The sequence below is a fragment of the Agrobacterium tumefaciens genome, assembly GCA_025560025.1.
In the GTDB taxonomy this organism is placed as follows: Bacteria; Pseudomonadota; Alphaproteobacteria; order Rhizobiales; family Rhizobiaceae; genus Agrobacterium.
In genome coordinates, this window is record CP048488.1 from 21,636 (window position 1) to 43,639 (window position 22,004).

18 protein-coding genes are annotated in these 22,004 nt (G+C 58.7%); 2 read left to right on the forward strand and 16 right to left on the reverse strand.

Features of this window, described 5'->3' with window-relative positions:
- Positions 1 to 58 precede the first annotated feature (58 nt).
- A complete protein-coding gene (locus FY152_25635) occupies positions 59 to 829 on the forward strand; it encodes an SDR family oxidoreductase (GenBank protein ID UXS35539.1) in 771 nt (256 codons plus the stop codon).
- Positions 830 to 988: 159 nt separating this feature from the next.
- Positions 989 to 2,614, forward strand: coding sequence for a GMC family oxidoreductase (locus FY152_25640; protein ID UXS35540.1), 1,626 nt, complete (start codon positions 989 to 991; stop codon positions 2,612 to 2,614).
- Between the two features lie 134 nt (positions 2,615 to 2,748).
- Here the strand turns inward: FY152_25640 and FY152_25645 are convergent, their stop codons facing one another.
- The 16 genes from FY152_25645 to FY152_25720 all read right to left on the reverse strand — a co-directional run bounded on the left by FY152_25645 (position 2,749) and on the right by FY152_25720 (position 21,946).
- The gene (locus FY152_25645; protein ID UXS35541.1) at positions 2,749 to 3,663 is read right to left on the reverse strand and encodes a haloalkane dehalogenase; all 915 of its coding nucleotides are present in this window, start codon (positions 3,661 to 3,663) and stop codon (positions 2,749 to 2,751) included.
- A complete protein-coding gene (locus FY152_25650; GenBank protein ID UXS35542.1) occupies positions 3,660 to 4,283 on the reverse strand; it encodes a peroxidase-related enzyme in 624 nt (207 codons plus the stop codon). Before FY152_25650 ends, FY152_25645 begins: the two co-directional genes overlap by 4 nt.
- A gap of 139 nt (positions 4,284 to 4,422) precedes the next feature.
- Entirely contained in the window at positions 4,423 to 5,628 is a 1,206-nt protein-coding gene (locus tag FY152_25655) for an acyl-CoA/acyl-ACP dehydrogenase (GenBank protein ID UXS35543.1), read from the reverse strand.
- 53 nt (positions 5,629 to 5,681) lie between these two features.
- Positions 5,682 to 6,251 (reverse strand): peroxidase-related enzyme, encoded by a 570-nt coding sequence (locus FY152_25660; protein UXS35544.1) that lies wholly within the window; start codon positions 6,249 to 6,251, stop codon positions 5,682 to 5,684.
- Between the two features lie 156 nt (positions 6,252 to 6,407).
- A complete protein-coding gene (locus FY152_25665; protein ID UXS35545.1) occupies positions 6,408 to 7,466 on the reverse strand; it encodes an ABC transporter permease in 1,059 nt (352 codons plus the stop codon).
- A complete protein-coding gene (locus tag FY152_25670; GenBank protein ID UXS35721.1) occupies positions 7,453 to 9,039 on the reverse strand; it encodes a sugar ABC transporter ATP-binding protein in 1,587 nt (528 codons plus the stop codon). The genes FY152_25665 and FY152_25670 overlap by 14 nt, the downstream gene beginning before the upstream one ends.
- Complete coding sequence (locus FY152_25675) at positions 9,036 to 10,343, reverse strand: sugar ABC transporter substrate-binding protein (GenBank protein UXS35546.1); 1,308 nt, start codon at positions 10,341 to 10,343, stop codon at positions 9,036 to 9,038. Before FY152_25675 ends, FY152_25670 begins: the two co-directional genes overlap by 4 nt.
- A 132-nt stretch (positions 10,344 to 10,475) precedes the next feature.
- On the reverse strand, positions 10,476 to 11,306 hold the full coding sequence (aiiB, locus tag FY152_25680) for an N-acyl homoserine lactonase AiiB (protein ID UXS35547.1): 831 nt from the start codon (positions 11,304 to 11,306) through the stop codon (positions 10,476 to 10,478).
- Positions 11,307 to 11,385: 79 nt separating this feature from the next.
- Entirely contained in the window at positions 11,386 to 12,600 is a 1,215-nt protein-coding gene (locus FY152_25685; GenBank protein ID UXS35548.1) for an acyl-CoA dehydrogenase family protein, read from the reverse strand.
- A gap of 88 nt (positions 12,601 to 12,688) precedes the next feature.
- Positions 12,689 to 14,284, reverse strand: coding sequence for an ABC transporter substrate-binding protein (locus FY152_25690; protein UXS35549.1), 1,596 nt, complete (start codon positions 14,282 to 14,284; stop codon positions 12,689 to 12,691).
- A gap of 57 nt (positions 14,285 to 14,341) precedes the next feature.
- Complete coding sequence (locus FY152_25695) at positions 14,342 to 16,012, reverse strand: ABC transporter ATP-binding protein (protein ID UXS35550.1); 1,671 nt, start codon at positions 16,010 to 16,012, stop codon at positions 14,342 to 14,344.
- Positions 16,009 to 16,950 carry an ABC transporter permease gene (locus FY152_25700; GenBank protein ID UXS35551.1) on the reverse strand — a complete coding sequence of 314 codons (942 nt, stop codon included), beginning with the start codon at positions 16,948 to 16,950 and terminating at the stop codon, positions 16,009 to 16,011. The genes FY152_25695 and FY152_25700 overlap by 4 nt, the downstream gene beginning before the upstream one ends.
- The gene (locus FY152_25705) at positions 16,950 to 17,936 is read right to left on the reverse strand and encodes an ABC transporter permease (GenBank protein ID UXS35552.1); all 987 of its coding nucleotides are present in this window, start codon (positions 17,934 to 17,936) and stop codon (positions 16,950 to 16,952) included. The genes FY152_25700 and FY152_25705 overlap by 1 nt, the downstream gene beginning before the upstream one ends.
- Complete coding sequence (locus tag FY152_25710) at positions 17,933 to 19,420, reverse strand: NAD(P)/FAD-dependent oxidoreductase (protein ID UXS35553.1); 1,488 nt, start codon at positions 19,418 to 19,420, stop codon at positions 17,933 to 17,935. Before FY152_25710 ends, FY152_25705 begins: the two co-directional genes overlap by 4 nt.
- A gap of 10 nt (positions 19,421 to 19,430) precedes the next feature.
- Positions 19,431 to 20,657, reverse strand: coding sequence for an LLM class flavin-dependent oxidoreductase (locus tag FY152_25715; protein ID UXS35554.1), 1,227 nt, complete (start codon positions 20,655 to 20,657; stop codon positions 19,431 to 19,433).
- Positions 20,654 to 21,946 carry an NtaA/DmoA family FMN-dependent monooxygenase gene (locus tag FY152_25720; protein ID UXS35555.1) on the reverse strand — a complete coding sequence of 431 codons (1,293 nt, stop codon included), beginning with the start codon at positions 21,944 to 21,946 and terminating at the stop codon, positions 20,654 to 20,656. The genes FY152_25715 and FY152_25720 overlap by 4 nt, the downstream gene beginning before the upstream one ends.
- Positions 21,947 to 22,004: the final 58 nt, after the last annotated feature.

Here is a 22,004-nt window from a genome sequence, read left to right on the forward strand (position 1 = left end):
ACGGACTTGCAAGCGGCGTGCAGGGCCCGCGTTCGCATCCCATGATGGTGGGCCTGTCATGACATATCCTTCGCAAATCCCCAACATCTCGAAGCTGTTTGACCTTTCCGGTCGGAGGGCCGTCATCACGGGCGGCGCTCGGGGGATCGGGCGCGCTATCGCTGACGGCTTCTTAGAAGTGGGAGCTGATGTCGTCTGCATCGACCGTGGATGGGAAAGCTCTGACCTCCCGGCCGATAACCGGCAGATTGTCACGGCCGATCTTAGCGACCGCAGCGACCTGAAGCGCGGATTCGATGAAGCTGTGGAGCGACTGGGGGGCCAGATCGATGTCCTTGTCAACAACGCAGGCATCTGGGACGACACGCCGTCGCTCCATATGGAGCTTGAGATGTGGGACAGGATCATCGAGGTCAATCTGACTGCGGCCTTCGCGCTGAGCAGGCATGCAGCCAGGCTGATGCTTCCCCGAGGCCGCGGACGAATAATAAACATTGGCTCCATCCGCAGTCTGAGGGGAGGCCACAATGCGGCTGCCTATGCAGCCAGCAAGGGAGGGATCGCCTTGCTCACTCAGACCTTGTCGAATGAATGGGCACCTTCAGGACTAAGGGTCAATGCCATAGCGCCCGGCGCTATGGTCACCGTCCTGACTGAAAAGCTGCGCCACGATCCTGAAGTGGTCACCCGCTTCATCGAGCGCATCCCTGCCAGAAGATGGGGATCGCCCGCCGATGTGGCGGGCCTGGCGATCTTCCTGGCCAGCGACGCCTCCGATTATGTCACTGGTGCAATCATCCCCTGCGACGGGGGGTTCCTTGCCGGTTAATCGAGCGAAACACGTTTTTCTGGAAAAGCAGAGACCGGACCAAAGGAAAACAGGAACTGATGAAGTGGTCTCAATCCACGCAGCGCTGGCTCGTTCGAGGCGAAACGGTTCAACAGGAACGCCGGTAAAGTTTCATTCTCAACACGTGGGAAGAAAATCTTGAAGCAAGTAGAAGCTGATGAATTCGATTTCATCGTCGTCGGAGGAGGATCCGCTGGCGCTGCCGTCGCTGCAAGATTGGCTGAGCGTGCGGACTTGCGGGTTCTGCTCCTGGAAGCTGGTCGACAGCAGTCCGGCATCCGGTTCCGGCTGCCGATATTGACTCCGTTCGCGCTTGCGAAAGAGGATGCAGTCTGGAACTTCACGACATTGCCTGAACCCGGCCTCAATGGCAGGGAACTTGTCTGGCCGCGCGGCAGGGGACTTGGGGGTTCCTCTCTCATCAATGGCATGCTCTGGGTACGGGGAGACCCGGTGGAGTATGACCTCTGGGCTGCCTCAGGCTGTACCGGCTGGTCTTATGGCGATCTGCTGGATTTCTTCAAGCGCAGCGAAACATACATTCCCGGTGATCCGGCGAGCAGAGGGCAGCGCGGGGCTGTGACGGTTACCAGGCACCGTCCAGCAGATCCTCTCTCTGATGCCTTCCTGAAGGCTTGCGGTAACATGCAGGTATCACAGCAGGATGATTACAATGCGGGTATTTCGGAAGGCGCAGGCTATCTCCAGTTCAACCAGCGCCGGGGATTGCGTCATGGCACAGACCGTGCCTATCTCTCGCCCGCCAGCAGGTGTGCTAACCTGACCATTCGCGAAGGCGCTGTTGCAAACCGCATCCTCTTCGAAGGGAAGAGAGCGATCGGGGTGGAGTATCGCGCGGCTGATGGCCTGAGATGTGCCATCGCACGGCGGGAGGTCGTTCTATCCTGCGGCACCGTCCAATCCCCGAAGCTGCTTGAGCTTTCGGGTATAGGGGACGGTGAGGTGCTTGGCCGGGCAGGTATCGTGCCACTGGTGCACCTCCCGGGCGTCGGAGAAAATCTGCGCGATCACCTTAATGTGCGCGTCGGATTTCGTACCCGTTTCCGCGGCACCCTGAATGATGTCCAACACAGCTACGTCTGGAAGGTACGCGCCATGCTTTGCTGGCTTGCGCGAGGCGGCGGTCCCCTATCTACCATAGGGGCGACAGCCCATGCATTTGTGAGAACCCGGTCGGACCTCGAACGGGCGGACGTGAAAATCCAGATGCTGCATTTCAGTGCACCCCACAATACCGGAAATATCAGCGGACGTCTGGATGAGTTTCCCGGCTTCAGCATCTCGACGTTCGTCCTGAGGCCGAATTCGACGGGTTCCAGCCACATCCGGTCGGGCGCCGCCGCGGAGCCGCCGGCGATCGTTGCGAACTACCTTTCACACGAGGAGGATCTCCGCTCGATGCTCGGTGCCTTTCGATTCATCAACAGAATTGCCTCGGATTCGGTCTTTGATGATCTTATGGTCTCACGGGACAACGACCTCGCGGGTCTGCAGAGCGATCAGGACATCCTGGAATGGGCAAAAACAACCGGTCTGACGTCCTACCATCCCATCGGAACGTGCAAGATGGGTACGGATTCCGCAAGCGTCGTCGATCCGAGACTGAGAGTGATCGGTGTTGACGGACTGAGAGTCGTTGATGCGTCCGTCATGCCGACAATGCCATCCTCCAACACGCACGGACCCACCGTCATGATTGGGGAGAAGGGGGCGGCAATGATCCTGGAGGATAGTTTGTCGTGATAGTCGTTCGACATTGACAGGTTCAGCGTCTGTGGGTGCCGCCCAAATTCAGAAGGAGAATATTTTGATCCGAGACCTGGACCTGGTTCGCAATGACTTTTCTGTTTGATTAGGGATGATTGGTAACGTTCTGCCTAATTTCCTGCAATGCGTGTTAGCCATGCATCCAGGAGGCGTGCGATCGTCTCGGGTTGCTCTTCTTGTACGAAATGGATCCCAGCGCCTGCTGCTTCTATTTCCAAATTACGGATGGTAACCTGACTCCACTTCAATATGGCATCGGTGAGTAGAAAACCAGGTTTGAATGTCAGCAGTAGCTTGGGAGTATCGCTCGTATTGAGCCAGTTTACCGCCTGTTCCAGGAATGCCACAGTGCTTGCTGGCTCGCCATCCACAGGAAGATTGCGTGGTCCTGCGAGTATCGCCTTGCGCGAGTGCGGCGTCGGAAACGGCGTTTGGTATTGCCTTAGGTCCTCCGGCGCCAAAGGGGTAAGGAAAAACCAGGGGAAAAGCTCAGTCAGGAAGCGGTTTTCCTGCTGAACGAAGATTTCACCTTCGCCCGGTTGGCGCAGCTTCGCCCGGCGGGTGACGAATTCCGGTGACAGATCCACCGAATCAATGTTCCGTAACACTGGCTCGAAAAAGGCCACGGCTCGGACGCGGTCTGGATTCCGGCTGGCCCAGTTTAGTCCAAACGCTGCGCCATAATCCTGCAGAACCAGCGTCACATTCCTTAGGTCGAGGGCGTCGAACCAAGCGTCAACGTAACGCTGCTGATTCTCCAATGTGTATTCGATATCAGGCTTGCTAGATTGGCCGTACCCGATCAGATCGACGGCCAATAGCCGACCGTGTCCATGGAGACGGCGGAATATGTGGCGCCACAGATAGGAACTCGTGGGATTGCCGTGGAGAAAGACGATTGGCGCACCTGAACCATGTTCAACCGTGTGGATTTGCAGGCCGAATGCCGGCACATCATACGCTTTCGCGCCGTCACCAAAGGCGGAATGTGGTGATTTCTCAGTCATGTGACGGTGTTCCTTCAAGCCGAAACGAAGAACTGAGGGTCGGGAAGCACGTTCAATGCTATGGTCAAACGATTGCCGTAGGAGAAGAAAGCAGAGACTTCCAGCACCTCCAGAATCGCGGGTTCGCTGAAGCCAATCGCTCGGAGCCGGGCGAAGTCGTCACTGCCCACACTATGGGGCGTAGCGGCCAGCTTCTGCGCCAAATCGGCCAGCGCTCGCTCGCGTGGTGCCAACGTCACATCATTATGGTTTCGAGCAATCCGGTCCGCCAACACACGATCTCCAAGGGCGGCTGCCAACGCCGGGCGGTGGTTGAACACGCAATAGCTGCAGCCTGTCGCTACAGACGTCACGACTGCGATCAACTCACGCTCGGATGCGCTGAGATGGCTGTTGCTCTGGTCGAACAGGTGCTCATAGAAGGCCATAATACGCAGAGCGGTACCCGGATTGGCAGACAGCGCCGTCAGGAAATTCGGGACAAAACCGAACTTCTTTCGAATCCTCATATGGATGTCGCGCAATTTCTGGGGCAGTTCGTCCTCTGTCGGAACGCGAAGACGCGAAATGGGCTCTTCCAACTGCCCGGTCGATACGGGAGATGAAGTGACGGAATGGGGCGCTGTTGCCTGGCTCATAATGGAAAGTCTCCCGATTGTGGGGTTGAAGTCGAGATCGCTGTTAAAATCCCTTTGCGGCGACTACGTCCCCGATCGCCACGATGCGTCGAGTAGCAATGAGTCCGCCACGCCAACGAATCTTGCAAAGATCGCCATGTCATTCGGCGGCTTGCGCTGCCGGAGGAAAGACGCCGAGATGGATCTGGCCAATGAGGTCGTGGGTCGCGTCGCTGTTCGGCGGATGGAAGGGGCCGGAACGGACGTCGCGCGTCAGCCGCTCCAGTTCGTTTCGACGGAGCAACGAGCTAGCGCCGGCAACCTTGCTGGCGCGATCAACGATCCGGAGTGCCCCATCGACAGCGTGCTGTTTGGCGCCAAGCAATTTGGTTGGCCAGAGTAGCCCGTGATCCACGCCCTCGGTCCATTCCGCCGCTACGCGGCTGAGAAAAGCCCAAATACTATCGAGTTCTATAGAAGCCTTGGCGATTTCGACCTGTGTTTGCGGATGATGGGCATAGGTCCGACCGGAGAGTGCCGGAGAAACGCGGGATTTAGCCGTTTCCACCGCGATGTCGAACGCGCGATTGGCAATGCCGTAGTACACAGCACCGATCGGAAGAACAGCCGAAGCAATGATGCCGTCAACAAAAGGATCGTTCGGCGGGCCGGCTGGAAGCACGCGCGTTACATAAGGTTTTGCCGCGATCACTCCCTCCAGGATTGTATCATCACTCCGCGTCGCGCGCACGCCATGCGAATCCCAGGTTTCTCGTGTGTGGTGCCCGGGATCCTGCCGGCGAATAAAAGCATGGACAATTTTTGGTGTGGCTGGATCGCTTGCATCGAGTGCATGGATTCCGAGCCAGTCCCAGACGGGTGAAAGAGAGGTAAAAATCTTCCGTCCGTGAAAGCGGTAGCCACCGTCGGCGAGTGGTTCGGCCACCACGTTGGAGCCTGCGAGGCCAAGATCGTTGCCTGGCTCGCCATGGCCGGCTGCAAAGATCCGACCCGCTGCCGCCTCTTCGAGGATCCAGTCGGTTGAGTGATCGCCACGGCGCCAGAGATAAGCAGCAGTACCGATCCAATAGAGGTGCATGTTGATTGCCAGTGCCGTGGCGGGTGCATGATAAGAAAGCCGCGCCTGTTCGGCCAGTACCTGTGACAGGGTCAGCCCCCGGCCCCCGAATTCCACCGGCAGTGCTGCCTGTAGGTACCCGACTGCTTTGAGATCGGCGAGATCCTCAAAAAAGAAGCGGTTTTCCCGGTCATAATCCGCAGCGCGACTTTGAAAAGTGTGAAGCAAGACTTCATCAAGGAGATGTTGGCCTGCCTCCAATTTTGTATCAAGGGAATAAGTGCCCATACTGATCCTTTAGTCCTCCTTGAGTCTTAAACGGACTATTGGAAAATCGGTTATTATGAGAAGAATTTATCATCCGGAAGGATCCCCAAAGATATAGTGACCCTGTTGGTGTGATTGAACCAGGAAGCTGTTTCAACAGCCTCCAATAATTCTTCATCGGAAAGCTCAAGATCCCTGAGCTTCTCGAAGTCGGCTTGCGAGATAGTTTTGGGGCTTAGAGTCACCTTGACCGCCAAATCAGCTAAAGCCCGCTGTCGCTTTGACAAGTCGGCGAGATGGTAGTCGAGCGCGACCCGACGAGCAAAACCCGGATCATTGAGCAGGTCGCCAAAGGCGCGCGTGTGATGAATCTCGCAAACGCCACATCCGTTCGTCGCTGAGACAACCACGGCGATTAACTCGCGATCCTGTAGCGGCAACCGCCTGCCCGTCGCCGCGAACAGATGCTCGAAATGACCGGTGAAGCGGCGAGCTGTGTCAGGATTGAGCGAAAGCGCCCGAACCCAGTTCTCATGGTGGTGACGATCAACTAAAGCCTGAATATCTTCAGGCAGTTCGGATTCGTCCGGAATGCGCAAACGGGAAATCCGCTGGCTCCGAGCCAGCCCGTCGATCGTTGTCATGCCATTCTCCGTCGATATTGAGGGGGCGACTGAATAAACGGAAGTCAGTTCTCTATTAATATTGTCTATTAAAAATATAGACGAACTAGACGAATCTAATTTCGCACGCGTGGGGAGAAAAACTTTCTCATCGCCGTTGCTTGGGGCACTGTGTCGTCATTTCACGATGTCTTGAAGGCTGACGCGGTCGATCGTCGTGAGCACGGCAATCACAATAACAACGCCCTTGACGATTTCCTGGGTGAACGTGCTGACGCCAGAAACGTTCAGGCCGTTGCTCAGGATAGTGATAAGCGCGACCCCGAGCAGGGTGCGCTGTGCGCCGCCGACCCCGCCTGTAAGTGCCGTGCCGCCAACGACGATTGCAGCGACTGTGTCGAGAAGATACCCGTCCCCGATTGAGGGGGTAGCGGAACCCAAACGCGACAACAGAAAGAACCCACCGATCGCAGCGAGTGTGCTTGAAAGCACAAACGCATAGGTCTTGTAGCGGTTGATAGCGATGCCGCTCAGTTTCGCGACACGCTCGCCAGCCCCTATCGCGACGATGTACCGGCCGAACCGGGTATGGGACGTTGTCAGGCTCAGCACGAGCCAAAGCAGCAGCGAAAGGAGAAGGACGTTGGGCACCCGCGGGATTATCTGCCCGTTGGCGAGCATCGAAAAGTCGTCGTCGTTGACGAACAGGGCAGTGCCATCAAGCACGTGCAGCATGATGCCCGTAAAGATGGAACTGGACGCAAGAGTTGCAATGAACGACGGCAGCCGCAGGACTGTCGAAAGAACGGAATTGAGCAGGCCGGCAGCGATGCCGAAACCGAGCACGGCGAGGAGGGCCGTTGTGTAACCCGTGCCAAATTTCTGCAGGAGAACGGCGCTGATCGCGGAGGCGAGCGCTGCGACAGCAGCAACGGAGAGGTCGATGCTGCCCATTAGCACGATGAAGGTCGCGCCGAGCGAGATCAAGAGCAGTGGCCCGGCCTGGGCTCCCATGACCGTCAGGTTGAGCGGCGACAAGAATGCGGGCTGCTGGAAAGCGAAGTAGCCAATAAGAATGAGAAGCGCCGATGCTGGCAGCCAGGTCGCCCGGTGTTCGCGCGAAACGATGGCCGTTGCAACACGCGCCTTCCAGGTTTCTATTTTGCCCGTTGCCTGCGGAACTTCAATTTCACTAATCTGCTTCGGGATCATAGGAATCTCTTCAAGGCGCAACAATCGGCGTCTTCTCGTTCGAGGCGGGACCAATCATATCGGCGACAAGGGCGTGCTCGGTCGTGAGCGTTTGGCGGTTGTCGATATCGCTGACGATCCGACCATCTCGCATGATCAGTATCCGGTCGCTGAGCGAGATCAGCTCCGGGAGATCATCTGTAACGTAAAGGATCGAGGTGCCATGAGCGGTAAGATCTCGCAAAAGCGCGTAGATTTCACGCTTGGCTCCCACATCCACGCCAGCGGTTGGATTCTCTATCAGAAGCAGCACCGGCTCGCGATGGATCCAGCGCGCCAATGATACCTTCTGCTGATTGCCACCGCTCAGTGTACGCAGGGGTTGACCTGAAACGGCCTTGATCCGCAGGGACACGATCATCTGTCTGGCGACATTTTGCTCACGAGCAGAACGCCAGATGCCGAATGCGTTGGAAAAACCGCGAGCGCCGGCATGACCGCTCGGCAGAGAAATGTTCGATGCGACATCCGCGGTCACGACTACCGCTTCGTTCGACCGATCACCGGGAATGAATGCGATGCCCTTTTGTTTCCGCTGGGCGATAGATCCTGCAAGCGGCATGCCCCCAAGCTCGACCGTGCCGTCCCGATGGGAGGTTACGCCCGCCAGAACGCGCAGAAGTTGCCCCTTGCCCGATCCCAGAAGACCGCCGATACCGACGATCTCGCCCTTTCCGACGTTGAAGGAAATGTCGGTGAGGTGCGTTAAGCGTTGCCCTGCCGACGGTCGGCTGGAACGTGAAAGCCCCTTGACGACAAGAAAGGGCTCTTCATTGAGCGTCGACCTCTTGCCCGGCGTCGTGCTTTCGAAAGCCCGGCCGACCATCAACCGGTGCAATCCGGCCTCATCGAACTGAGAAATCGGCCCTTCTCCGACGATCGCACCATCCTTCAGGACGATCAGCCGATCGCAGACGTCGAAAACTTCCTGCAGGCGATGCGAAACGAAGGCCACGCCCGCGCCTTGCCTGCGAAGCCTGCCCATGCTTTCCAGAAGCCGGACCACCTCGGCACGGCTAAGCCCGGTTGTCGGCTCGTCGAAGAGTACGAAACCGGAGGGCAACCCCAGCACTTTCGGTAACAGAATTGCCCGACAGACCTCCAGCGATTGCCGGGTGGCGAAGTCGTAGTTCAGCATCAGGTGCTTGACGTCGACCGCGATACCCATGGAACGCACGAGGTCGCGGGCAATATCAATCATCTTCGCCTTATTCAGCACCCCAAAGCGCGTGAAACGCTTTTCATGGCCGAGGAAAAGGCTCTCATAGACAGGCAGGGCCCCGATCAGCGCGGGATCCTGAAAGATCCGCCAGATCCCGCGCTGATTGGCCTCGTAATAATTTTCCAGGGCGACCGGCGTGCCGCCGATCGCTACGGTTCCTCTGGATGGTTTCAATGTACCGGAAAGCACGTTAAGAAGCGTCGACTTGCCAGCTCCATTTTCCCCAACGATACCGACAACCTCTCCCGACCGGATCGCGAGGTTTATATCGCGAAGGGCGGGCGAAGGACCAAAGGAATGGGTGAGGCTCTCGACGCTCAGAATGGACATTCTCAGGCCTTGATGCCCTTGAAGCTGAAGTCGTCCAGCTTGAGTTTGTAGGCGCTCTCGTAGCGCTTCGTGACAGCGTCGAACTCGCCCGTTTCGATAGACTTGGCATAGTCTGCCTGAGGTCGGTAATCTGCAGGCTTCTCGATGCCGGTGGCAGTGAAGTAGTCGTCGTACCTGATCGGGGCGAGCGGCGCCTGAGGGTCCCATTTGTCGCCGCTGATGACATGCGACAGCAGCTTCGGATCGAAGGGCAGGTTCGGATTGTCCACGTAGCGCGCCAGAACACCATCAACATTGTCTTTGGTGACGAGAAGCCCATTGAACCCCACGAACCTTTCCGGGGCGGACGCCTCATAGCCGTTCAGAGCATCGAAGAGCCGGGCGACAGCCTGGACACCGTAATAGGCCGGAGACTGGAACGCGGTGGCCGCGACTTTTCCGGCCTTGATTGCCCTGAAGATATCGGTTGCGCCATCCGCTCCAACCGTGAGCACTTCCTCACCGGCCTCGATCTTGAGACCGCGCAGCGCTGCCAGAACCCCGGTCAGCGATCCATCATTCTGGGCGATAATGCCGTTGGGCACGCCGTGGCGGGCGATGAGGTCCTCGGTCGCTTTCTGCCCTTCCTCGGCGCTCCAATTGCCTGGCAGACTTCCGGCGATCGTTACACCGGGAAATTCGGCAAGCGCACGCTTCACGGCCGCCGTGCGCAGATTGTCGTAGGATGAACCCTTCGAACCGGTGATATGCAGGAATTTGGCGTCCGGCCCGAACTTCTTCACCGCCAGGCCAATGGTGTATTTGACGGCTTCATACATATTACCGCCGCGATTTCCGTCCTCACGCGCAACGATTGCCTGCGCAAAGCCGGTTCCGGCGTCAATCGGAGATGTCCAGGGAATGTTGTTGCCGACATTGACCACATAGCCGCCGCCCTCTTGCGCTGTCCGGGCAATCCGCTTCAGACTGCTCCCGTCGGCGCTGACGATGAGGAAGAGTTTTGCACCTGCCGCAGCGGCGGACTGCGCCTGCGTAACGGCCGTGCCATCGTTGAGGTTGAACGTCGTCGAACTATAGGGAAGGCCGAGAACAGCTGCGGCCCGCTTTGCCGCATCGTTGATGATGGTGTTCCATTCATTGCTCAGCAGCAAAAGCTGATGCAGCGGAGCGGATTTAAAACTCTGAGCGCGTGCTTCCCAGCTGGGCAGAAATCCACTTCCCGCCACGGCAAGACCCGCCCCTGCCTGGAGCAGACGGCGGCGAGAAAGCGAGCTTGATAAGGGTGAAGAAGTTACTTTAGATGAAGTCATTTGAAGGATCCTTTCATAGGGTGAATTGGCTTATGCGGTTTGAGGTAGAGGCAATTGGGCAGTTCTACTGGGGTAGTTGCCTTGGCGTTTTCACAGCCGCGGCCGCCGCCAGTTGAAGTCCTGGCGAGCTCCTTATTCATAAAATCCGTCCGTGGATTTGATCAGGCTCGCAAACTGCTCCCGGTCGTGACCGAAGAGGACTTTGAGAGAACGGGATTCGGCGTATTTCCTGATATAGCTGACCGTCCGATCGTAACCGATCGTATCGTGGAGAACGCCGGCTCGGCGGGCCGGAGGACCATAATTTGTGGCGGTGTAACAAGCGTCTGAAACGAGCAGAAACCCGGGCCGCTTCTCAAGCTCCACGGCAATACCCAACATCCCGGCAGCATGGCCGCTTCCGAAGTTGAGCAGGGTCACTCCAGGCGCGAGTTCTCTTTCCCTCTCATCGCGACTGACAAGATCCCAGTTTCGTGGGGCCGCAAACCACGCCTCGATATCCTTGACGATGTAAGGCGACGAATGATCCCCCGTCGCGAAATACCGGACTGCGGTTGCGAATTCATCTTCATGTGCAATCAGCCTCGACTTTCCGAAATACTCGACGCAACCGGCGTGATCATTGTGAAGATGCGACAGGACCACCGTCGAAATATCGTCCGGTGAAAGGCCGAGCTGCCTCAGCCGTTCCGGCAGATTGCATTCCGACGCCCCGATATAGGGCGCGTTCAGTTGCGATTGCGCGGGCCACCGGCCATTCGTTCCCATGCATTCCGGGTGACATCCTGTGTCGTAGAGGACCGTGGCATCGGTGCATTGGATGAGGTAGGCGGAGACCGGAATGTCGATCAGACGACTACTCACCGTCGGCTTCTGCGGCGTGACAAAAGTGGAGTTGGCGATGATGAAGTTTTCGTCGACACGAATTTCACCCAGGTCGAGAACGAACAGCTTATTTCCCATAAGATCTCCTAATTAAGTCACGCGATCTGGTTCAGCGCCGGCTGAGGTGAGGTTGACCAGCCTCGACGCGAAACATCCGCTAGGCCTTTCCAATGCCGGTGGTCCAAAGATCCGGCGGCAGGCTGCGGTTAACCGCGAAATCACCGATCTGACGCTCCTTGTAGATGACCGGATTGTGGGAGGAGATGGCGCGGGCGTTTCGCCAATAGCGATCCAGCCCCAACTCGTTGCTGAGCGCAGACGCTCCCAGTCCGTCGAAGAGGACGGTCGTCGCATCGAGGATGAGTTGGTGGACGACGACCTGTGCCTGGTAAATCTGCACCTCGAGTTTGCCGATCTCCGTTCTTTCCCTGCAGCCTTTAGCAACAGCGCGGTGATAGGCGTCGGCGGCTGAAAGTACGATCGAGTTTGCCCCGTGCGCATTGGCAAACACCTTACCGACGAGCTGGAGCACCTGCGGATCGTCGCTCGCGGTGCTGGCAGCCGCGTGGGAATATGTCCGTTTGCGTGACCGCACATAGTCCGCAACGGCAGTGGACGCCCCCCGCCCGATTCCGACAAGCGTTGCCAGATGGGCCAATTGAGCGAAGGCCGTCAGGAACGGCCACCGCGATGCCGATGGCGCAATATCGTCATCGTGCAGAAGGACCTGATCGAATACGGCGGTCCCACTGGCGGTCAGTCTCTGTCCGAAACCGTTCCAGTCATCGACAATGGACGTTCCTGGCGCCGTCGTTTTTATAAGCGCTATGATCAGCTCGTCAGCATTGTTCAAGCCGCTGACAGTCATCCATTCCGAGAACAGAGCGCCGGTCGTATAGAATTTCTGGCCGTTGAGACGATGGCCCTCATTGGTTTTTATGATGGAAGTCGAAAATTTGCCAAGCGTGGCATTTCCAACCTCCGTCGCTGCAGCGGAGATGATCTCCCCGGATCCGATGATGTCGATGCAACGCCTCGTCCAGGCGTTGGATGGTTCGTCGAGAAGCTGTCCGAGCAATCCGAAATGGGCGCGGAAGATCTGCGCGACATTCGAGTCTGCCTCTGCAAGCTCGACGAGCAATGCAAGGAGTTCCAGCGGTGTCGCTCCCAAACCGCCTTTATCTTTGGGGAGAAGCAGCGCACCGAATTTGAGCGCTTTCAGCCTTGCGACTTCATCGCGCGGGAGTGTGCGTGTCGCATCTCTTTGGCGCGAGCCTTCGGCGATTTCGGCGAACACCGGCCGGAAAATTGCCACGAGTGTGCGGAATGCGGGTGTGTCGATTGTCGGCCAGGTATGAGGATGATGGGTCAAGGGCGTTCACTTACAATTTGGAAATAATGACGGTGTTGTCGCGCTACGTGGCAGGCGGCGCCTGTGGAGCCCGCCTGCCGGATAAAGCTCAGCTTCCCAGCCACGCAGCGGCGAAGTCGACCGAATGCCCGGACGAATCCTCGGTGTGGTTGTGCAGCGTCTTGCGATAGAGCGTCAGGTTCTGGAACTGAACGAGGTTTACCGCCGGCAGATCGCGGTGAAGGATGTGTTGGAACCTGACGAAGTATTCTTTGCGCTTCGCCGGATCGATTTCGATCGATCCTTTCTCGAAGATCTCATCGACCTCGGCATTGCTGTAGCCGGAGTGATTGGACCACGGCACGCCCTTCTTGATGTTCTTCGACCAGTAGCCGCGCTGGATGCCGTCCGTCGGATCATAACCGTTGGCAAGATGCTGGAGGTCGATATCGAAGGCCGCGTCGGTATAGACGCTCTTGATGTAGGTCGCGTAGTCGTAGCTCTGGATCGCCACGTCGACGCCGATGTCGCCGAAGGCGGATCGGAGGAATTCTGCGCCGACACGGGTTGGCCCGTAGACAGGATTGTAGGTAAGGCGCAGCGCGAACCGTTTCCCATCACCACCACGCTTGTGGCCGGCCTCATCAAGAAGCGCTTCCGCCTTGGCCTTGTCGAAGGCATAGAAGCCGATACTTGGATCGTGATATTCTGCCATCGACGGTGCAATCGCGGTCGGGGACGGCACAGCATATCCCTTCCAGACGAGACGGATGTAGTCGTCGATATTGATGGCGTGAGCGAAAGCCTGGCGAACACGCAGATCGCTGAGAATCGGATGATCCAGACGGAAAAACAACTGGTTCAGACTGCCTTCAAGCTCGTAACCGCGAGTCTCGACGCCGAAGCGCGGATCGTCGCCAAGGCGCTTGATCTCGTCGAGCGGCACGGGTGTGTGATAGCCTACATCGACGTCTCCCGCCTCGAAAGCCGCCCCGCGGGCGCTGACATCAACGATAAACCGTGTCACCACAGCATCGAGCAGGGGCAGATCCTTGATCCAGTAATCGGGATTGCGTTCGAGCAGGATATGGCTGCCGCGTTCCCACTCCTTGAACACGTAGGGGCCCGTGCCTATCGGTTTTGCGTTATAGGGGTTCGCCCGAATATCCGTCTCTTCGTAGAGGTGTTTCGGGATGATGGGCGAAGCGATGCCGGAAAGGGCCGGCAACAGGAATGGAACCGGTGTCTTGAACTGGGCGACGACCGTCAGTGGATCGGGCGTGTCGATCTTTTCGAGCGATGCAAACGTCACACGCCGGCGCGGATGGGTTTCCTTCAACGTCAGCAGCGAGAATGCAACGTCCGCGGAGGTGAACGGTTGACCGTCATGCCACTTGATGCCCGGGCGCAGGTGGAAAGTGTAGGTCTTTCCATCCGCGCTGATATCCCAGCTCTCCGCAAGATGTGGTTTGAAGGTCCGGTCGAAACTGACCTTCAACAACCCTTCGATGACACGGGAACCGACGCCGGCGTTGCCGGTGTTCTGGAACAATTCGATGAGCATGGCGGGTTCGCTGGCGGCGACGATGCGGGCGGTACCGCCACGCACCGGCGTAGTTTGAGCGAACGAAATACCGGGTATGGCGGTACCCAATGCGCCGATTCCGAGGGCGGCGTTGAACGTCCGGCGCGACAGTTTGATCATGAAATTCTCCTGGCTCGTGAAGTTTCGGGTTCTGTTGTTTTAGGGAGTCCGTTGCCGTTACGAAGCTGCTGCGATCAGCTTCCTCGTGTATTCATGGGAGGGATTGCTCCATAAATTTTGGTGGTTGCCGCGCTCGATGATGTGTCCATCCTTCATGACCATGATCCTGTCCGAGATGTATTTCACGACAGCCAGATCGTGGGAGATGAAGAGATAGGAAAGACCGGCTTCCTCCTTGAGATCGGCAAGCAAGTTGAGAATTTGCGCCTGAACGGACACGTCGAGTGCCGATACCGGTTCGTCGCAGATGACGAGCGAGGGCCGCACGATCAGGGCTCTGGCAATCGCGATCCGTTGACGCTGCCCACCGGAGAATTCATGGGGAAAGCGCTCCACCGCCGAACGTGGCAGGCGGACCTGGTCGAGAGCTTCGCTTATGCGCGATTGCCTGTCGGCGGAATTGCGATACTTGTGTGCATGCAGCACGCTATCGAGAATATCTCCAACGGTCCGGCGCGGGTTTAGGGAAGAATAAGGATCCTGGAAGATCATCTGCACGCGCCCGCGGAAGGCGCGCAGGTCGGCTCCACCTGCGTGGGTGATGTCCTGACCTTCGAACAGGATCTGTCCGCTGGCAACGGGTATCAGACGGCTGAGCGCCTTTGAAAGCGAAGACTTGCCGCTACCGGATTCTCCGACCAGCCCGAGCGTTTCGCCGCGCAGGAGTTCGAAGGTCACACGATCGACGGCAGGCGGTGTCTTGCTAGCGGGGTCATAGCGAACCGTGAGATCCTCGACTTCCAGAAGCGCATCTGCCGTTGCATTGGTGCGCGGTTCCGCTGCAACCGGCGGGCTACGGATCTCGAAGCTGGTTGTGCCGTTGCTGTTCCTGTGGGTCCGGATCTCGTTCAGCCGCTCCGATGAAGCGTGGCGCCCATCGCCGAGACGGATCGATGCGCCGATCAGCCCTTTCGTGTAGGGATGCTGGCTCTCCTGAAACAGATGCTCTGCCTTGAGCTCTTCCATCCTTTTGCCGTTGTGCATGACGACCACGCGGTCGGTCCAGCGCGACACCAGTGTCAGATCGTGGGAGATGAGAAGCAGGCCCATGGACAGATCGCGCCGAAGACGATCGATCAATTCGAGGATCTGGCTCTGGATCGTCGAGTCGAGAGCCGTGGTCGGTTCGTCTGCGATCAGCAGGAGCGGCGTGAGCGCGATCGCCTGGGCGATCATGGCACGCTGTCTCTGGCCCCCGGACAGTTCGTGTGGATAGGACGCGATACGACGGTGTGGTTCCGGCATTGACACCAGATCGAGTAATTCCAGAACCCGCGAACGTGCAGCCTTCCGGGACAGCCGTTCATGGGCGTGCAGTACCTCGGCGATCTGGTCTCCGACCGTATAGACCGGATTGAGAGCGCTCATCGGCTCCTGGAAGATCATGCCGATCCGGGGTCCGAGAATGGGCCGCCATGCCTTGGGTGGGAGGCGGAAGAGATCCAGGCCATCGAAGGTCACCTCGCCGCTGCTGGACGCTTCGTCCGGCAGGAGGTTGGACAGCGCAAGGGCAGTCGTGCTTTTCCCGCAACCGGATTCGCCGACCAGAGCGACAGCCTCGCCGGCGGCGATGTCGAAGGAAAGGTTCTCGACGGCAACCGCTTCACCGCTCCGGCTGTGATATCGGACTGAGAGGTCGCGGACACCAAGCAAAGGTATCGCCATCATTCCACTGCTTTCCGCGAGCGGACTTTGCGCCTGATCCGCGGGTTGAGCGCGTCGTTGAGGCCATCCCCGATGAGGTTGAGCGCCAGCACGGTGAGGACGATGCACCCACCGGGCATGAGCGTGAGGTACCAGTGGCTGCGGATCACCTCGCGGCTGGCGCCGATCATTGATCCCCAGGTGACGGTATTCGGATCGCTAAGCCCCATGAAGGACAGCGCAGATTCCATCAGGATCGCCGAGGCAACCATGATCGATGAGACCACGATGAGCGAGGGCAGGGCGTTGGGCAGGATTTCCTGCAGAATGATCCGTGGCGCCGAAATGCCAGACGCCCTGGCAGCCATGACGAAATCCTTCTCCCGGATCGAGCGGAACTCGGCGCGGGTGAGACGCGCGATCATCGCCCAGGACACAAGTGCGATGCCGACGATGACCATACCGATTGTCGGTGTCGCGAAGGCGACGAGAACGACCAGCAGGACGAAGCTAGGAATGGTCTGGAATATCTCGATGAACCGGACGATGAGATCGTCGATCCAGCCGCCGCAATAGCCGGCGATGGCTCCAATAAGTCCACCGAACACCAGACCGAGAATTGTTGCGGAAATCCCCACCAGCAGCGAGACACGGGCGCCATGTACCAGTCCCGCCCAGACGCTTCGACCGAGTGAATCCGTGCCGAGTAGAAAGTCCGGATTTTCTCCGGGCCAAAGACGCTCAGGGCCGACAATCGACTGCGGATCGCCCGGAGCCAGCCACGGGGCCAACAGCGCCAGGAGCATTATAATGCTGAGTGTCATGAGACCGGCTGTCGCGCCCGGGTTCGAGAGAAAGTCGCGCAGGACCGAGCGCGCAATGACAGGATTGCCGATGTTGCTCCAGGGGGCTTCACCGGCTGCCATGCGTGCGGTTGAGGATTCGATATCGAAGCCGCTCATCAGCGCACCTCGATTCTGGGATCGAGGGCAGCCTGGATGATGTCGACGATAGCGTTGACGCAAATCACCAGGACAGACGAGACCAGCATGATGCCGAGCAACAGCGTATATTCACGCGCCATGACGGCATCAAAGGCAAGCCGACCCATGCCTGGCCAACTGAAGACCGTTTCGATGACGATGGCGCCGCCAAGAATGCCGGCCACGTGGATACCGGCCACCGTGGTGATCGGGATGAGCGCGTTGCGCAGCACGTGGCGAAGGACAACCTGTCGTGGCGCCAGACCCTTCGCCTTTGCGGTGCGGACATGATCCTGCCCGATGACCTCAAGGATAGAAGATCGGGTGAGACGTGCGTAGATCGCCATGTAATAGAGCGCCAGTGACGTCGCGGGGAGCAATGCATAAGAGGCGCGGTCGATAAGCCAGCCAAAGCCCCCCGAGGAAGCGCCGATGGTTTTCATGCCGCCAGCCGGTAGCCAGCCGAGCTTCACCGAGAAGACGATGATGAAGATCAATCCGATCCAGAATGTCGGGACTGAGTAGAACAGCAGCGATGCCACCGAAAGAATGCGATCGGCCGCGCGCGTTGCGTTCAGTGCCATGATCGTGCCAGCTGCGATCCCCACCAGCAGGGCGATGACGATCGCAAGAACCATGAGCGTCAGGGTACCCGGCAGACGCTCCATGATGAGATCGGCGACGGGGACACCGTAGCGGGGAGATATGCCGAGACTGAAATGCGCCAGACTTGTATAGTAGTTCGCAAGCTGATCGAGCAGCGGCAGATCGAGCCCGAAAGCCCGGCGAATGTCGGCCACCGTTTCCTGCGTGGCGGCACCGGATTCGGCCGCCATGTAATCGGCGGCATCCCCAGGCGCGAGCTGCAGCACGAAGAAACCGAGCGTGACGATGACGAACATCGTCGGGACCGCCTGAATGAGGTTGCGTAGCAGACTGCGGCCAACCCGCGTAAGCCTCTTCATGGAGCTGCCTCCCAAGGTCCGGAGACGGGTGAGGGAGCGACGCGGTCGACCGCGATGGACGGCCCGAGGCTCGCAAGCCGCTCGTAGTCCGCGCGAGCATGGATAAAGAGTGAGCGAGCGACTGCCGCGATCAGGCGGGGCAGTGCGATCGCGGCGCTGCCGATATCGCCAGCATGGATGCCGTGACTGATGATCGCCGCGAAGGTATAGACATGGATACGCTTAAGCCATGGCGCCGAACCAGGCTCTATCTCCTGCAATTCAAAACCTTTCCCAAGATAGGGATGCGAAGACCAGCCGCTTTCCCTCTCCGCCGCCGCAACGCGGTCTTGCCAGAGGAGAATGTGGGGAGCCGCGGCGGTCAGTTCCGGCCGGGCATAAACGTTTTGCCTATAGCCGGTCGCGGCAATGACCGTGTCCAGCATTATATCGCCCGTCGTCGTTCTCGCTACGATATCGTCGCCAAGAGCTACAATCTGTTCTGCCGCAACGTTGAAATGGAGATAGTGGTTCGGATGCTGGCAGGCCCGGGCGATGGCCGCATCCGGCGCGGAGCTGCGTCGCCGGCGCTCCAAAATCAAACGCCATCGCATTGCATCATCGAATTCCGGAAAGAACAGCTTGTCAGCCGAGGGTCTGGCGGCAGCCTGATCGTTGGCCTCTACGAGATCGCCGTGTCGGACGAATTGATGAACACTCGCTGCACCATGTTCCAGCGCGACAGCCGCTGCGTCGAACGCGGATGCGGCCGCTCCGACCACACCCACGCTCAAGCCGCGAAGGCTAGAGAAATTAATGAGGTCGTTCGTGTGGACAAGGCGGTCGGGAGGAAGAGTGTGGGAAAGAACCGACGGTATATAGGGTTCGCCCAAGCCGTCCAGGCCAGTTGCCAGTACGATCGTCTGTGTTGACAGATCTATCACGCCCTTGTCCTGCAGTTCAAAGCGCAGATTGAGCGGTGCGTTTTCGGCGTCCGAACGCGGATCGATCGAAATCAGGCGATGCTGCCATCGCACGTCGATCCCCGCCGTTTCGCGATACCAGTTGAGATAGTCGAGCCAGACGGTGCGGGGTATTTCCGCCATTGCGGCAAATGCGGCGTCACCATGAAGCGCAACGTACCAGTGCTCGAATGTCAGTTCAGGGATGCCCTGTTCGAGACCGGTAAATCCCTTGCCCGCGCGAAGCGTGTGCATCCTGGCTATGGTATTCCAGACGCCCGCTGTTTCCGGCGTGGCGGCATCGAAAACCTGCACCCGTCGGATGCCGGCACGGCGCAGTCCAAACGCAATGGCAACACCACTCTGACCACCGCCGATGACGGCAACGTCCATATCTGTGGCGACCGGAGCAACCCAATCCAGAGTGACCGGTTCGAGCTGCGCGATTGCGCGACGCGTCTGTTCACTGAGCTGGTTGAGACGCTCTTGCGACACCGTTCTCCCGCTTGATCGGCCCGACGCGATTTTTTGTTGAACTGTCATCTCATCACCCCTAGAGCCGCAAACCGGCTGCCCGCATCAGCGGGAGAACGGTTCGTCCGAAATGGGTGAGGTCGGGCAGGTAGTCGAAGAAGGAGATGTGGAAACCGTCCACTCCTTCGGCATGCAAAGCGGCAAGCTGTTCGACGATCCGTTGAGGCGAGCCGACGAGCCGGACATTCCCCCCGACAGCGATCGCATCGACCGAGTTTACATCGTTGCTCTTCGCCCACGCCTGCGCGTCGCTGACCAGCCGTTTGTCGAAATCCTTCGTGTCAGCAATGTTATGCAGCCCGCCGACATTCCTCTGCTCGACGGCGGCAACAATCGCGCCATAGTATTCCTGAGCTTCCTGATCCGTGTCGCGACAGACGATGATTGGATTGAGGATGACGCGGATTGTGCGCCCGTTTCGAGCCGCAGCTGCCTTGACGGTGGCGGTATGGGCGCCGAGCGACGCCCGCGCTGCCTCGAAACTGCCCCCGCCGGGGCTAGTGACAAAGACGATATCCGATTGCCGCGCAGCGAAGTCTATGCCGGCGGGCGAGCCTGTCGCGCTGATCAGAAGGGGTCGGCCGAAACGCGGCTTCGGCGTGATGAAGCCCTCTTTGATCCGCCATGGCGATTTACCGGAAAAGGTGACGGGCTCGTCCGAGCGCCACAATGCCTTCAGCGCATTGACGAATTCGTCGGCGAGCCTGTACCGCTGATCGTGCTCGATCTGCGAGCCGCCGAACATCTCGTGTTCAATCCGGCGATGACCGGTCACGACATTGAGGCCCCAGCGGCCATTTGTGATGTGATCGAGGGTGGCGCCGGCGCGCGCCAGATGAAGCGGGTGCCAAGGTCCATACAGGATATGCACGGTCGATGCGAGCAGGATATTCTTCGTCTCTGTCGCCAGCGCAGCCATGGTGACGAAGGGGTCGAGAGAGGTGCCGTTCAGTACTTCGCCGAACCCGCCTTTCGGAAGCCATTGCGACAGTCCAAAGACGATGTCGAAGCCGAGTTCGTCAGCGATTCGTACGAGGTTGCGGTTGTAGCCGAAATCCCATGACGTCGTGCGTGGCAGATGCGACGCACTCCAGCCACCGGCATTGAGTGGCAGAAAGAGGCCGAGCATCGTCGGCTGCCGGAAGATGCGCGCGACTGGGCTTTCGTCAAAATCAGCGGGTGACGGGACCGGATCGTTCTGCGTTAGTTCCGTGGATGTGAGCGTGTGGTGAGGGTCGCGCGTCATTCACCGAGCCCCAGGTTTCCGCGCAATGTGCTGTGCCGATATTCCGACCGGAAGATGCCACGTCGCTGCAGGATGGGGATGACGCTTTCCGTAAACGAACTGAAGCCATCGGGAAAATGCGTGGCGCTGACATTGAAGCCGTCAGCCGCACCGCTGCGGAACCACAACTCAATCTCATCGGCGACCTTCTCTGGCGTCCCGGCAATAAAGCGGTTGCGTCCCTGCGAACTGAGCAGGATTTCCCGCAGCGTCGCGCCGGGCCGCCGCTCGATCATCTGCCAGGTGGATTCCGAAATCCCGGTTGAAACCGCAGGTGTGAAGTCAGCCTGAGCGCGGGTCGGAGCCGGTTTGTCGAGGTCCTCGCCACCAAGAGGGACACCAAGACGAATCCCGAACCAGCGCGCATCGGCGGCGAGGTCGCGAAGCGCGTCGAGTCGTTCAACTTTTCTGAGCGCCTCTTCTTCGGTTGAGCCAACGACCGGATAGATTCCAGGCATGAACAGCGTCCGGTCGGGATCGCGCCCCGCCTTGCGCACCGCATCCTTCGTCCTTCTGTAACCCGCCTGGGCCGCCTCGAGGTTGGTCTGGAGGCTATAGATCAGGTCGGCGTGCCTTGCGCCGAAGCTAAGGCCGACCTCGGAGGATCCGGCTTGTACCAGGATGGGCTTTCCTTGCGGGCTGGTCGGCACCTGCAAGGGCCCACGGACTTTAAAATGCATTCCAACATGGTTGAGATGGCTGACCTTCTTCCAGTCGACGAACGTGCCGCCAGCCTGGTCGAGTAATAGCGCACCGTCTCCCCAGCTTGCCCAGAGAGCCTTTGCAACGCTCACGAACTCCTCCGCACGGTCGTAACGCTCGTCATGCGTCGGCAGGTCCATGCCGAAATTCCAGCCTGCTTCCGGAAGATAGCTTGTCACAATATTCCAGGCAGCACGGCCACCGCTGATATGATCGAGCGAAGAGAGCTTGCGGGCGAGTTCGTAGGGCTCGGAAAATGTCGTGGAAACAGTGGCGATCAGTCCCACGGATTCAGTTCTCGCCGCTATCGCCGAAAGTGCCAGCAATGGATCGAGTGCGTGCCACGGTTCGACTGGCGGCTCCATCGGAAGGCTTTGGAAGTCCGATAGAAAAACAGCGTCGAAACCTGCCTTCTCCGCGATCTGCGCGACCTCGATGTGAGCGTTCACATCGAGAAACTGCGCGGGGTTGTCGATGAGGCGCCATCGCGCTGGGTGCAAGCCGAGGCCAAGATTGTAATTTGCGGTGAAATGAAGTTCTCGTTGCATATCGTTCTTTGCTTCAGGAATAAGGAGGTGCCGCGCCCATGACAGACGGTTTCAAATT

What these genes read in the sequence shown, in the direction of transcription:
- FY152_25690 (UXS35549.1), bottom strand. Translation starts at nt 14,284, where the DNA reads ATGATCAAACTGTCGCGCCGGACGTTCAACGCCGCCCTCGGAATCGGC.
- FY152_25705 (UXS35552.1), bottom strand. Translation starts at nt 17,936, where the DNA reads ATGAAGAGGCTTACGCGGGTTGGCCGCAGTCTGCTACGCAACCTCATT.
- FY152_25695 (UXS35550.1), bottom strand. Translation starts at nt 16,012, where the DNA reads ATGATGGCGATACCTTTGCTTGGTGTCCGCGACCTCTCAGTCCGATAT.
- FY152_25675 (UXS35546.1), bottom strand. Translation starts at nt 10,343, where the DNA reads ATGACTTCATCTAAAGTAACTTCTTCACCCTTATCAAGCTCGCTTTCT.
- FY152_25635 (UXS35539.1), top strand. Translation starts at nt 59, where the DNA reads ATGACATATCCTTCGCAAATCCCCAACATCTCGAAGCTGTTTGACCTT.
- FY152_25655 (UXS35543.1), bottom strand. Translation starts at nt 5,628, where the DNA reads ATGGGCACTTATTCCCTTGATACAAAATTGGAGGCAGGCCAACATCTC.
- FY152_25715 (UXS35554.1), bottom strand. Translation starts at nt 20,657, where the DNA reads ATGACGCGCGACCCTCACCACACGCTCACATCCACGGAACTAACGCAG.
- FY152_25700 (UXS35551.1), bottom strand. Translation starts at nt 16,950, where the DNA reads ATGAGCGGCTTCGATATCGAATCCTCAACCGCACGCATGGCAGCCGGT.
- FY152_25710 (UXS35553.1), bottom strand. Translation starts at nt 19,420, where the DNA reads ATGACAGTTCAACAAAAAATCGCGTCGGGCCGATCAAGCGGGAGAACG.
- aiiB (UXS35547.1), bottom strand. Translation starts at nt 11,306, where the DNA reads ATGGGAAATAAGCTGTTCGTTCTCGACCTGGGTGAAATTCGTGTCGAC.
- FY152_25660 (UXS35544.1), bottom strand. Translation starts at nt 6,251, where the DNA reads ATGACAACGATCGACGGGCTGGCTCGGAGCCAGCGGATTTCCCGTTTG.
- FY152_25720 (UXS35555.1), bottom strand. Translation starts at nt 21,946, where the DNA reads ATGCAACGAGAACTTCATTTCACCGCAAATTACAATCTTGGCCTCGGC.
- FY152_25650 (UXS35542.1), bottom strand. Translation starts at nt 4,283, where the DNA reads ATGAGCCAGGCAACAGCGCCCCATTCCGTCACTTCATCTCCCGTATCG.